Origin of the sequence: Undibacterium sp. CCC3.4 (assembly GCF_034347425.1) — a bacterium.
GTDB lineage: Bacteria > Pseudomonadota > Gammaproteobacteria > Burkholderiales > Burkholderiaceae_D > Undibacterium.
In genome coordinates this window covers 3,889,398-3,902,862 of record NZ_CP133779.1, presented here as the reverse complement: position 1 = coordinate 3,902,862, position 13,465 = coordinate 3,889,398, and the positions used below count along the sequence as shown (strand labels likewise).

Below are 13,465 nucleotides of genomic sequence, written 5' to 3'. Positions count from 1 at the left end.
CCGGAGATTTGCCAGGGTGGGTGTTCGGGAAACCGAACGGGTGGAGGTGGTAAGTGTAACGACGCGACTTCGCGCGCACAGGCAAGCAAAAAAAAAGCCGCAGCGCTTAATTATGGTAATTGCAAGTTTCTAAATTTAAATAAATACTTTTCGATATCGCGAAAATTTTCTACGACTATCTGTTGCGCCTCAGGAAGCATTTCCTGCTTTCTAGGGTCAATATTGAATGCACGCAGCATATATTCGACTAATGGCGCGCGAGTTTTGACTTCAAGGTAGCCGTCTTGCATATCAAAGTCGCGGGCGATCAGTTCTTGCTGGGCCAAGTCCAATCGACTGTCTGGTTTAATCCGCAAGCTTACGGCGGTATTCCAAAGTTGATCTTCGGCGGCCGTCTGTTTGCTATCACCAAAAATTTCGGGAACGCCACGAAACCTGCTCAACACAAAGTCTCGATAGTCACCATGCTTCTCGCAATAGGCCCGAACATGCCAACGTAACGGGGTGCAAACGAGAGTATGTGGCACGATGATGCGATCTTCTTCAATTGCCGTGCCTAGGGATATGTAGCGTAAGTCAACACGTCTATGCTCTCTTGACGCCTGCACTAATGCGCGCAAAATGATCGGATCGATGCTGCGCATGGGAACGTGAAGCATTTCTGTATGCGCAAATCCCAGATCCAATCCTTCGAAAGTATGGGCAATGTCCTTAGTTCGGCTCAGTACATGCAAGTATTCATCGGCGGTGCCGGTGGTGAGTTTGGGTACAAACTGTGGCGTAGGGACGTATCCCTTCAGATATTTATCATATTGCAAATTCCCAGGCGCAATGTCGTTCAGGTAGGCATTGATATCTTTGCTGGCTTGCTGTCGCCCTATGCCAAAGCTATTGCATAGGTGCTTAGTCGTCAGACGGCCTTCCCATTTGGCAATAATTTCTATCAGGCGATAACGCGTCAGTAAATCCCATCTTAGCGGCCAATTCATAGTTTCTTCCGAGATATGCTTGAATAATCGACATGTATATCCAGTCAGTATAGATATGTTATCAATATAAGCATACTATTGCCTTAAATAAATTTCAAATAGTTAATTTTCAGATCTATTCGAATTCGAACTTGGCAGCCCTGAAGGAAATACCGCAGTGGAAGATCTCTCGCCCTCAGATTTAAAAGCAATTCTGCATTCAAAGCGCGCCAATCTGTATTACTTGGAACATTGCCGAGTCATGCAAAAAGACGGCCGCGTCCTTTATCTGCAAGAAGCGAAGAACGAAAATCACTATTGGAATATTCCGATAGCCAATACCACGGTACTCATGCTGGGCAGTGGCACATCGATCACCCATGCCGCCGTCAGAATGCTGGCACGGGCAGGCGTACTGGTTGGTTTTTGTGGTGGCGGCGGTACGCCACTCTATATGGGCAATGAAATTGAGTGGATGACACCGCAAGGGGAATATCGGCCTACCCAGTATTTGCAAGCTTGGTGTGCGTTTTGGTTCGACGACCAACAGCGTCTGATCGCAGCAAAACAGTTACAGCAAGCGCGGATTCGTTATTTAAGTCAGGTCTGGCAAAAAGACAAAGACCTCAAAGCAGAAGGTTTTGACGTCAACGATGTCGAGATTCAAAAAGCTTTGAGCCAATGCAGCCAACGAATAGAGCAAGCAAAAAGCTCGTCTGAGCTATTGCTGAATGAAGCGCAGCTCACAAAAATGCTCTACAAATACGCCGCAAATCATACCAAACAGAGCGGCTTTACCCGGCAACATGAAGAAACGGATAAGGCCAATGCCTTTTTAAACCATGGCAATTACCTCGCTTACGGCTTAGCCGCCTGTACTTTGTGGGTGCTGGGAATACCACATGGCTTTGCGCTCATGCATGGAAAAATGCGCCGTGGTGCCTTGGTGTTTGATGTCGCCGATTTAATTAAAGATGCCATTATCTTGCCGTGGGCATTTGTCTGCGCCAAAGAAAACGCCAGCGAACAAGAGTTCCGCCAGCAATGCCTGCAAGCCTTTACCAATCATAAGGCGCTCGATTTCATGTTTAATCAAATTAAAGAGATCGCACTAAGGGGCGAGCCGGAACAAGACAGCCATGGCCCGGTTGACGCGGTGCGCAGCGATGCGAATGATGATCATGATGACATTAACGCTGCAATGGATGAGGAAAACCCCGAGGGCAGTTCCATATGATGGTCACCTTCGTTTCTCAATGCCAAAAGAATGCCCTGAAAAAAACCCGTCGGGTATTGGATGCATTCGCAGATCGTATTGGCGACAACACGTGGCAAACCGTGATTACGGAAGATGGCTTGGCGGTAGTGAAGAAAATGCTGCGCCAGACGGCCAGTAAAAACACGGCGGTAGCTTGCCATTGGATACGTAGCCGTGCACGTAGCGAGTTTATTTGGGCCGTGGGGAATAAGGGGCAGTTTAATGATATGGGGGTTGTGCCGGTGAATAGTACAAAAAAAGAATTGAAAACAATAGAAAGTAATTGGAAATATTTACCCCTCATTAAAGTGTGCGCTGCACTGGCTGCGTTGTTACACGATTGGGGTAAAGCATCGCTTTGTTTTCAAAATAAGCTCGCAGCGAGTAAATCCTTGGCCGACCCGTTGCGCCATGAGTGGATTTCTTGCTTATTGCTAAACGCTTTTATTGATGGGGCGGAAACGGATGAACAGTGGTTGCATCGTTTAAGTGAAGGGAAAATTGACGAGACAGCTCTGAAACAAACACTTGCTAAAAATAGCATGCAAGCACCGTTATCAAAGTTGCCTCCACTGGCCAGTCTAGTGGCTTGGTTGATTGTTTCGCATCATCGGCTGCCAACGTTACCGCGAGAAGAAAGCGATGCATGGCGCGGCGAAGCATGTGAATCTATCAATCAAGCCATCAAGCGAATAAAACGTGTCTGGGGATATGAAAACCAACACAGCGAAATTCAAGTTGCCGATTGCTTGATATTCCCTCAGGGACTGTTAACCGACTCCGATCTTTGGTTAAAGCAAGTTAAAAAATGGGCGACTAAGGCGATTGGTGAAAAAGAATTGTTAGATCAATCCTTAGTGAATGGTGTGTGGCGAGTTGTTCTGCATCACGCACGTTTGTCTTTGATGTTAGGGGATCATTGGTATTCATCTCAGCCTGCAGCTCACTTATGCAACAGTAACTTAACAATTTATGCGAATACCGACAGTAAAAGCAAGCAGCTGAAACAAAAATTGGACGAACATTTGTGCGGAGTAGCGAAACAAGCTTTGCATACCGCGCACTACTTACCGGCTTTCGAACGCGATTTGCCGTTTGCGCGGGCAACAAAAAATCTAAAACAAAAAAGCCCAAAGGAATTCAACTGGCAAGACAAAATAGTAACGCAGATAGCGCACTGGCGTGCGGCTGAGTTAAGCAATAAACAGGATGACCATTTCGGGTTTTTTACCGTGAATATGGCAAGTACAGGCTGTGGAAAAACCTTTGCAAATGCAAAAATTATGCGTGCGCTATCACCTGATGCAGACGAACTACGTTACGTATTGGCACTAGGACTGCGCACCTTAACCTTGCAAACTGGGGACGAATATCGCGAACGGATAGGTCTCGATGAGACAGATTTAGCGGTATTAATCGGTTCGAGAGCAGTAATGGATTTGCACAAAGCAAATCACGGGAGATTGGAAGAAAAAATCACCGCCGAAGAATTCGGCTCGGAATCTGCCGAGAATTTGTTAGATGGCGAGATAAGTTATGACTGCGACGTTCCAGAAGAAGGCCTGGCGACAGTATTAACCACAAAGAAAGATCGTCAATTTTTGTATGCGCCTGTACTCGCTTGCACTATTGATCACATGATGGCGGCAACCGAAACTACGCGCGGAGGGAAATATATTTTGCCGTGTTTGCGTTTGATGTCGTCTGATTTAGTCATCGATGAAATTGATGATTTCGATGGCTGTGACCTCATCGCGATTGCTCGCTTAGTACACCTCGCTGGTATGCTAGGGCGTAAGGTGATGATTTCATCCGCTACTATTCCGCCGGATTTGGCTCAGGGGTATTTTCATGCATATCAACAGGGGTGGCGCTTATTCTCTAGTAGCCGCGAAACGCCTGCGAAATTAGGCTGCGCTTGGGTTGATGAATTTGGTGCGCGAGTGGACACTGTCGCCACAGCCGCACCTGAGCAAGGTGCCGCCAGCTTCTATGCTTTTCATCAGGAATTCATTCTGAAGCGAGTAAAAAATCTGTCACAACAAATTGTCAAACGTAAAGCACACATTACGCCAATTATGCTCTGCACGGAAGCAGAAATGCAGAGTTCGCAAGACGTGTTTTTTCAGACTGTGCAGGATGAAATTATTCACAAGCACAGACAACATCATCAACTTGATCCGAATACACTAAAAAAAGTATCGTTTGGTGTTGTACGTGTCGCAAATATTCCACCTTGCGTCGCGCTGACTGAATTTTTGATGAATGCGCATTGGCCCGTTGATATTGAGGTCAGAGTCATGGCCTACCATAGTCAGCAAGTATTATTGATGCGTAGCATACAAGAAAAGCATCTGGATGAAGTGTTGAAGCGGCATATACCGTTAAAAGTTTTTGAACATTCCCTTATCAAACAACAGCTTTTTAAAGCGACGACGAAAAACGTCATATATATTTTGGTTGCTACGCCGGTTGAAGAAGTTGGCCGCGACCATGATTTTGACTGGGCGGTGGTGGAGCCATCTTCATTTCGCTCCATCATACAGTTAGCGGGACGAGTATTACGCCATCGTAAAATAGAGCCGACTGAGCCCAATATCGCCCTGCTGCAGTACAACCTCAAAGGTTTTAAACAGAGCGGCACAAAAGTCAAACAAGCTAAGGCAGTGTTTTGTCGTCCTGGCTACGAGAGTGATTCTTTGATTTTGTATAGTCACAGGCTCAATGATCTGATCGATGAGCAATCAATAGCGGAACGTATTAACGCTGTCCCGCGCATTTCACGGCCAACTGATTTGGATGCCCATCATCGTTTGGCCGACTTAGAGCATCAGGCCATCGCCAACGCGCTGACACAATTTAAGGCAAAAGGCCCAGAATCGCTTGAAGGCTGGCTTAGCCAATCATGGTGGCTAACTGCATTGCCGCAGCGATTCAATCGCTTTCGAGCCAGCCGCCCAAGCAAAATTTTATATTTAATGCCAGAAGACGGAAGTGATCCGGCATGCAAATTCATCTTCATGGAAAAAGATCAAAAGGGAAAACTGGCAAAGGTTGAGGAAATGCAGCGTATTAGTCATAACGCACATACGGTGGCTGAAGACAGAGTGTGGTTAATGCGTGATTATCGAAATATTTTACAACATACGGCAGATATATTTGGTATCAGCGTAGAAAGTGCTGCTTCGCGATTTGGTGAAATTTCTGTGCCAGTAAACGAAGATGGGAGTCAGAAATTTACTTATTCGGCGCAATTCGGTTTGACAGAAATTAAATAGGAGAACGTATTTTGGACATCGCAATCGTGGATTTTTTTAGTGACAGAAAAGCCAAAAGCCTTAAGAAAAATAGTAGTGCAGGTATGAGTGAACTTGAAATTTTAGATGTACATGCAAAGACGGAAAGTGAATTTCATTTACATAATTGGTTGCCAGATGCGGCAAGAAGGGCAGGGCAAATTTCTTTATCTTCTCATCCATGCACGTTTAGTCACCCTAGTGGGCGAAAAAATAAAAACGGCAAAACGTCCACAATCATCGCTGACGCCATAGCTAGGCCGGATGGATTGGTGAGGAGTGGTAACGTGCATGCCGAGCTAGATGCGTTAGGTAATGCCGCTGCATTGGATGTATATAAATTTCTGACACTTACATTATCAGATGGGCGGCAGCTCATTTCTCATATTGAGCAAAACACTGATCAAGCAAAATCATTGTTGGCAGTGCCGACTGCGAACTATGAAGCATTGCGAACTGGTTTTTTGGCGATGAAAGAACGTGAAACCGTTTCCGTTACTAGCTCAAAGATAAAGCAGGTCTATTTCCCTGTTGTTTCGAATTATCATCAACTGTCAATTTTGACTCCTTCCGGTCTGATGTATGAACTACGCAAGCGCATTGACGAAATACGTTTTGGCGATACGACCAAGCTGGCAAAAGATCTAAGAAAAAAAAATGAACTGAGCGTTACTGGATTTAACGATATTCATAATTTGGGAATGATTGGCTATGGTGGAACAAAACCACAAAATATCAGCGTCCTGAATAATCAATATGCAGGTAAAGCCTATTTACTGCCAAGCCTCCCTCCGGTTCTGCAAGCCGAGTCTGTGCGTTTGCCAACAAACGACTTTTTCACTAACTGTTTATGGCCGAATCAATTCAAAGTAAATCTTGAATTGCTGCATAAATGGTTGATAGACAGTCGCAACAATATCCAAGTACGTACACGCCGTGACGAGCTTTTTTTAGATTTATTTAACGACATCGTAGAAAAGATATGGCAAATACGCGGTACTGAAGCGGGCTGGTCATTAAAAGAACGCTTTGATTCTCTGCCGAAATTGCAAAAAATTATGCTCGACCAGTACTGGATTATCGAGCGTACCGAGAATGAGCAGTACGTCGACAACTTTCTAAAAGACATAGCACGGTGGATGATTCTAGCCTACAAAAAAGTACTAGGTAAGCAAGCCTTGGCATTGAACGATGATGAACTGAGCCATGTGCTTCAATTGATTTGTGAGCAAAAGGAGGCATTGTTATGAGTATTAAACGCATTTTATTGTTGCCGCATGGACGCATTCAAAATGCCAATGCTTTGTCCAGCCCGTACACCATCGGTTTTCCTGCCATGACTGCGTGGTTAGGTGCGGTCCATGCCTTGCAGAGAAAATTGGTTTCGGCAGGATTTTCTGATCTGGTTTTCAAACGCGTTGGTGTAGTTTGTCACAGCATTGATCTGCAAATCTATAAAGGACGCGGTGACTATATTTATTCCATTATTGGTACAGCAAATCCACTCGACAAAGATGGTAATCGCTCCGCATTCATTGAAGAAGCACGCTGTCATTTAGACGTGTCTTTGCTCATTGAGGTGGAAGGGATAGATAAAGATGATGAAGATGCCATGATGCCTTTATTGATGAATATTTTATGCGGAAAAATGAAAATTGCCGGTGGCGACGTGATGTCGTTTTCTCAGGCTGAATTCATTAAAGTTGATCAAACGAGTTTGCAAGAATTCAGAAAATTAACAAGAAAAATGATGCCTGGTTATGCCTTGGTCGAACGTCGAGAATTAATGGTCGAGGCTATGCAACAAGGGCAAGATGCCTTAGATGCATTGCTCGATTATTTATCCGTTAAACACCGTAGTGAAACGGATAGCGAAGGAAATATCACGTGGACGAGCAAACGAAAAACGTCGGGCTGGTTAGTGCCAATCGCTACTGGATTTCATGGCATCGGCCCCCTTTCAGCACCTGGGGAAACGCTGAATCAACGCGATCCCGAATTCTCCCATCAATTTGCCGAAGCTGTTGTCACTCTCGGTGAATTCGTTATGCCGTATCGACTTAATTCGTTGGATGATTTGATGTGGTACGAGCATTACGACGAATCTAATAATCTGTATCTGTGTCAGCAAAAATCAGCTACTACCAGCACTATTTCCGTTTAACCCAAGGAGCATTAATATGGCAACAGCATCAAGAAAAATCGGCAAAGTATCTGTATTAGCATTTGAAAAAAAATTAGTGCCGTCGGACGGCTACATGCATGGCACGACTTGGGATAAACGTAGTGGTCACGCAACGCCATTGGCACTGATAGAAAAATCAGTACGCGGTACGATATCTAACAGATTAAGTAAGGCATTGCAGGATGATCCGGCGAAACTCGACGCGAAAGTAGAAAGTCCTAATTTGCAAACAGTTGACGTCTGCGCGCTAGGTCAAGACCAAGATACGCTGAAGTTGAGCTTTACGCTGAAAATATTGAGCGGTGTAGAGCATCCGTCCGCCTGTAATAATGCAGAGTTTAAGCAAAGTTACACGAAGGTCGCCAGAGCCTATGCTGAAAAATACAATTTTACTGAATTGGCAACGCGCTATGCGAGCAATATCGCGAACGCCCGGTTCTTATGGCGTAATCGTGTCGGTGCCGAAAATCTTGAAGTCAGTGTTAAGGTGCTCAGCGGGGGGAGCAATTTAACTTGGATATTTAATGCAGCAAAAATACCACTGCGTAGTTTCGAGGCAAACGACCTGAACATTCGAGAATTAGCAAAGCATATTTCTCACGCCTTAACCGGACAAGCTGAATTCTTAACACTGGAAATTACTGCCTATGCACAGGTGGGTAAATCGCAGGAAGTGTACCCGAGTGAAGAATTGGTGTTGGATAAAGGGAATAGTAAATCTAAAAAAAGTAAAATTCTTTATGCTGTTAATGGCAACGCTGCGATGCACTCACAAAAAATTGGCAATGCGCTACGTACTATCGACACCTGGTATCCAAAATATGAAGAGTTTGAAACTGGTCCGATCGCGATTGAAGCCTACGGTGCGGTGACTAATTTAGGGGTCGCTTATAGAAAACCTAGCGATAAGGCAGATTTTTACACTTTGTTCGATAAATACGCGCGTGGTGATGCGTTGGCAAACGAAGCCGAGGAACACTATGTGATGGCGGTGTTGGTGCGTGGTGGGGTTTTCGGTGAAAGTGATAAGGAATAGTCATGAAGTTCTACATTGATATCACTTTATTGCCAGATGTTGAGGTTGGCTTACACTTTCTCTGGCAAAGATTGTATCAACAAATACATCTTGCCTTGGTGGACGTGCAAGGTGCAACTGGTACAGCGCCGCTGGCAGTGTCGTTTCCTGAGTACGATGTAGAGATGCATCAGTTAGGTAAAAAATTAAGACTGCTGGCTGATGATGAAAAATATTTGGATAAGTTGGATATTCAAAAATGGCTCGCTCGACTCACTGATTATCTGCACGTGACCAAGGTGCGTGAAGTGCCTGGAAATATCACGACGTTTGCGCGTTTTAAGCGCTTGCAAGCAAAGTCTAACGTGGAGCGACTGGCCAGACGGAAGGCTCGTCGTGAAGGGATTAGTGAAACGGAGGCGCTTAACAAGCTGGCTGGTTTCAAAGAAGAGAAACTGCGTGCGCCGTTTATTAATCTTCAAAGCCTAAGTAGCGGGAGAAATTTCCGTTTGTTTGTTGCCAAAGAAGAGGTAGGGCAGGCTGTGGCTGGTGATTTTGGACTTTATGGTCTAAGTTCCATTGCGACAGTGCCTATGTTTTAAGTGTATTGCGTACTGCTGGAAAAATTGGTGGACTGTTTGAAACATTGATGATAGCCGTTCGTCATCACTTTTATTAGCTGCCAATTCCAGCAGTAAGTTAGCGCAAAAACTCGTCATGGAAGTTAAGCTTGTCAGTGCCGATTGAATACTGATACACCTCGCCACCGATTACTACCTGTACCTTACCAGTACAAAAATCTTTCTAAGCTACCTGTGCGGCAGTGAACGCGGCTGGGCTGTCTGAATACCCAAATAAATATTTCTAAGCTGCCTGTGCGGCAGTGAACACGTAATGGGATATGAAAAATGGGTAGAGACGTTTCTAAGCTGCCTGTGCGGCAGTGAACAAAAGCGCGGCAATAGTCAGACTTGCTTGTGTTTTCTAAGCTGCCTGTGCGGCAGTGAACTATCACAGAAATTGAGCGCGAAGACAAGGGCATTTCTAAGCTGCCTGTGCGGCAGTGAACGGGTGACGCATGAGCCAAGGAACCAAGAATAATTTCTAAGCTGCCTGTGCGGCAGTGAACCAGTCGATATCATCGCGCTCCTGGATTGGAAATTTCTAAGCTGCCTGTGCGGCAGTGAACTTGCTGAGATGGAAACTGAGGTGATTACGAGTTTTCTAAGCTGCCTGTGCGGCAGTGAACGGGTGACGCATGAGCCAAGGAACCAAGAATAATTTCTAAGCTGCCTGTGCGGCAGTGAACTACAGCAAGAGAGAACGGCAAGAGTGGGGGAATTTCTAATCTGCCTGTGCGGCAGTGAACCTATCCGCCGCGCTTCGCCTGGCAGCCGATCATTTCTAAGCTGCCTGTGCGGCAGTGAACCCAATGCCGCGTCGGCACTGCTGGCGTCATACTTTCTAAGCTGCCTGTGCGGCAGTGAACGCATTCTGCGATCAGCGCTCGAAGGCGCTAAATTTCTAAGCTGCCTGTGCGGCAGTGAACGGCGAATGGATCAAGATGCGCACAAATCTCTGTTTCTAAGCTGCCTGTGCGGCAGTGAACGGCCGGTGACTATTTCCCTAACCTTTACAACTTTTCTAAGCTGCCTGTGCGGCAGTGAACAGGCGGCGCGGGAAGACCGACCCCCCCTTATATTTCTAAGCTGCCTGTGCGGCAGTGAACAGCCTCCCTTACCTATGCCATTCACAGTTCGATTTCTAAGCTGCCTGTGCGGCAGTGAACAACTAGAAAAACGACCATTTTTTAGGGTCATATTTCTAAGCTGCCTGTGCGGCAGTGAACTCAAACTCATTTCTGCGCGCAGATTGCGCAGTTTTCTAAGCTGCCTGTGCGGCAGTGAACGTCTACGCATGCGCTGCATGGCGGGTTTACGTTTTCTAAGCTGCCTGTGCGGCAGTGAACTGAGGGTATTTGCCGTGGCTGTTCCTGTTTCTTTTCTAAGCTGCCTGTGCGGCAGTGAACGCTTAATAATGCAGTCATCGTCATCGTTCCTTTTTCTAAGCTGCCTGTGCGGCAGTGAACAATTGTAAGCGAGGACTGGCGTAGGGACTGAATTTCTAAGCTGCCTGTGCGGCAGTGAACCCCTGAATAAGCAATCAATTACCGTATCTGCTTTTCTAAGCTGCCTGTGCGGCAGTGAACCAAACCTTCTTCTTCCGAGCCAAGCATTACATTTTCTAAGCTGCCTGTGCGGCAGTGAACTTTTTTTGTTCCGTTGGCAGGTTTGGCCGTCTTTTCTAAGCTGCCTGTGCGGCAGTGAACTCATCCGGCGTATGTGTGTAAAAACGCGGCTTTTTCTAAGCTGCCTGTGCGGCAGTGAACAACAAGACATCAATTGTTATCCAAACTAACGATTTCTAAGCTGCCTGTGCGGCAGTGAACAACCTGGCAGCAAGGGGGTTGGTGCACATTGTTTTCTAAGCTGCCTGTGCGGCAGTGAACAGACACATTGTGCACTTCCATAATTTATAAATTTTCTAAGCTGCCTGTGCGGCAGTGAACATCCGTAATTTATAGAACGATCCATAATTTATTTTCTAAGCTGCCTGTGCGGCAGTGAACATCGCCCCCGTGGACGACAATTAAACATCCACTTTCTAAGCTGCCTGTGCGGCAGTGAACTAGGTAATCTTTAAAAAAAATCGTCCTTTTTTTTTCTAAGCTGCCTGTGCGGCAGTGAACCCGGCCTTCGATGTCCGGGTGCTGGGCCTGGTTTTCTAAGCTGCCTGTGCGGCAGTGAACTAACGCACCTACCTCAAACTGTGGATGACATATTTCTAAGCTGCCTGTGCGGCAGTGAACAAGGCGGTTGGAGCACAATGTGGCCGCAAGGCTTTCTAAGCTGCCTGTGCGGCAGTGAACTGCGGCTGGGATTTCTCCATCATCGCAATCATTTTCTAAGCTGCCTGTGCGGCAGTGAACCTTCGCCTTGCACTTCGCCAATAAATCGTGACTTTCTAAGCTGCCTGTGCGGCAGTGAACGCCAAGTGAATTTAAGAAACGCAGTTTTTTTGTTTCTAAGCTGCCTGTGCGGCAGTGAACCCGCCGGCCTTCGATGTCCGGGTGCTGCACCTTTTCTAAGCTGCCTGTGCGGCAGTGAACTGACGCACCTACCTCAAACTGTGGACGACATATTTCTAAGCTGCCTGTGCGGCAGTGAACGGAAGTACACAATGTGATCGTTTATAAATTATTTTCTAAGCTGCCTGTGCGGCAGTGAACATTATTTGCGCCTGCGCGTTGAGGTCTTTGATTTTCTAAGCTGCCTGTGCGGCAGTGAACTAAAAAATGGCCATTTTTCTAGTTATTTTGCATTTCTAAGCTGCCTGTGCGGCAGTGAACATTTGATGCAAACAAATGGACATACTTTTTTTTTTTAAGCTGCCTGTGCGGCAGTGAACAGGCGGCGCGTAGAGACCGACCCCCCCTCATATTTCTAAGCTGCCTGTGCGGCAGTGAACATGAACGAATATTCCAGTACGGGATTTGATATTTTCTAAGCTGCCTGTGCGGCAGTGAACTTTTGGAACCGGTCGGCTTTCCAACTTTGTACTTTCTAAGCTGCCTGTGCGGCAGTGAACAAGCAAGTTGCGAAGCTTCGCATCGAGCTTGATTTCTAAGCTGCCTGTGCGGCAGTGAACATTAACATCGTCACTCAAGCCAAAGACGCGCTTTTTCTAAGCTGCCTGTGCGGCAGTGAACACTATTTGTGACCGACGCCATTTTCCATACAATTTCTAAGCTGCCTGTGCGGCAGTGAACGCCGATACGCAGCGGTTCAGTGGCCGTACCATTTTCTAAGCTGCCTGTGCGGCAGTGAACAGGCGGCGCGGGAAGACCGACCCCCCCCCATATTTCTAAGCTGCCTGTGCGGCAGTGAACCTCGTATTTCTTGCCAGCCGCTGGTTATCATCTTTCTAAGCTGCCTGTGCGGCAGTGAACCCATCCAACGGGCCAAAGAACTTTGGATCACATTTCTAAGCTGCCTGTGCGGCAGTGAACGGACTTGTCTAATACAAAAATTGATTCGAGCGTTTCTAAGCTGCCTGTGCGGCAGTGAACAGAGGATACAAACAAAAAAACTAAATAGCAACAAGCACTTAGCGTATTTTAGCCATTTTTAGCTATGTTTTTAGACTGAAGAATAAGTCTATGATTTTAAACGATTTATTTTAAATCAAAATTTCATTGGTCGAAACAAAGGTGTTAAATAGGGGGGGGAGGGCTGCCATTAAATGCAGTAGCCAATTTCGGTCGATCAGTTTCGATAGCAACAGTAGCCGTATGGCTTCCCGTATACGAACACTTTGTAGGCGACGAGGGTTCGTCCCGACGCTGCTGAGTACGAACAAAAAATGAAAAAAAATCTATTGAAGTGTCCGCTATTGCTTGGCCATTACAATTTTTGGTTTTTTATTCGCGTAGGATGGGCTCTTAAATGGGCCAGTATCCGGTATCGAGATGAATTTTTGCCTCTCACAGGCAAGACCGACCAGACAGGAGGGGGGCGAGCGGACGGTTTTTTGGTTTTTGCGTTTGCTTTTGCTACTGCTTTTCTTGCGTGTTCTTCGGTGCCTTGCCCGTGGACATAAGCACGCACAGTCTTCAGTGTGGCAGCCTCTTTTTGCGTAAGCAGTAGGCTTCCGACTAAGGTGGGTGTGGACGTCAATGGCCTG

General features: G+C 46.3%; 7 protein-coding genes and 1 CRISPR repeat array. Of the genes, 6 read left to right on the top strand and 1 reads right to left on the bottom strand.

What is annotated here, in order from left to right; genetic code table 11:
- Window positions 1–110 precede the first annotated feature (110 nt).
- Window positions 111–989 carry a helix-turn-helix transcriptional regulator gene (locus RHM61_RS17355; protein WP_322248546.1) on the bottom strand — a complete coding sequence of 293 codons (879 nt, stop codon included), beginning with the start codon at window positions 987–989 and terminating at the stop codon, window positions 111–113.
- Between the two features lie 157 nt (window positions 990–1,146).
- Between RHM61_RS17355 and cas1f the strand changes: the two genes are divergently transcribed.
- Genes cas1f through cas6f form a run of 6 tightly spaced genes read left to right on the top strand, consistent with a single transcriptional unit; the run spans window position 1,147 to window position 9,324 of the window.
- The gene (cas1f, locus tag RHM61_RS17350) at window positions 1,147–2,205 is read left to right on the top strand and encodes a type I-F CRISPR-associated endonuclease Cas1f (RefSeq protein WP_322248545.1); all 1,059 of its coding nucleotides are present in this window, start codon (window positions 1,147–1,149) and stop codon (window positions 2,203–2,205) included.
- A complete protein-coding gene (gene cas3f, locus RHM61_RS17345) occupies window positions 2,202–5,504 on the top strand; it encodes a type I-F CRISPR-associated helicase Cas3f (protein WP_322248544.1) in 3,303 nt (1,100 codons plus the stop codon). Before cas1f ends, cas3f begins: the two co-directional genes overlap by 4 nt.
- Before the next feature lie 11 nt (window positions 5,505–5,515).
- On the top strand, window positions 5,516–6,772 hold the full coding sequence (gene csy1 / locus RHM61_RS17340; protein WP_322248543.1) for a type I-F CRISPR-associated protein Csy1: 1,257 nt from the start codon (window positions 5,516–5,518) through the stop codon (window positions 6,770–6,772).
- A complete protein-coding gene (gene csy2, locus RHM61_RS17335) occupies window positions 6,769–7,686 on the top strand; it encodes a type I-F CRISPR-associated protein Csy2 (protein WP_322248541.1) in 918 nt (305 codons plus the stop codon). The genes csy1 and csy2 overlap by 4 nt, the downstream gene beginning before the upstream one ends.
- Window positions 7,687–7,702: 16 nt before the next feature.
- A complete protein-coding gene (gene csy3 / locus RHM61_RS17330) occupies window positions 7,703–8,743 on the top strand; it encodes a type I-F CRISPR-associated protein Csy3 (RefSeq protein ID WP_322248540.1) in 1,041 nt (346 codons plus the stop codon).
- 2 nt (window positions 8,744–8,745) lie between these two features.
- A complete protein-coding gene (cas6f, locus tag RHM61_RS17325; RefSeq protein WP_322248538.1) occupies window positions 8,746–9,324 on the top strand; it encodes a type I-F CRISPR-associated endoribonuclease Cas6/Csy4 in 579 nt (192 codons plus the stop codon).
- 199 nt (window positions 9,325–9,523) lie between these two features.
- Window positions 9,524–12,851: direct repeats of the CRISPR family, unit length 28 nt; unit sequence TTTCTAAGCTGCCTGTGCGGCAGTGAAC.
- Window positions 12,852–13,465: the final 614 nt, after the last annotated feature.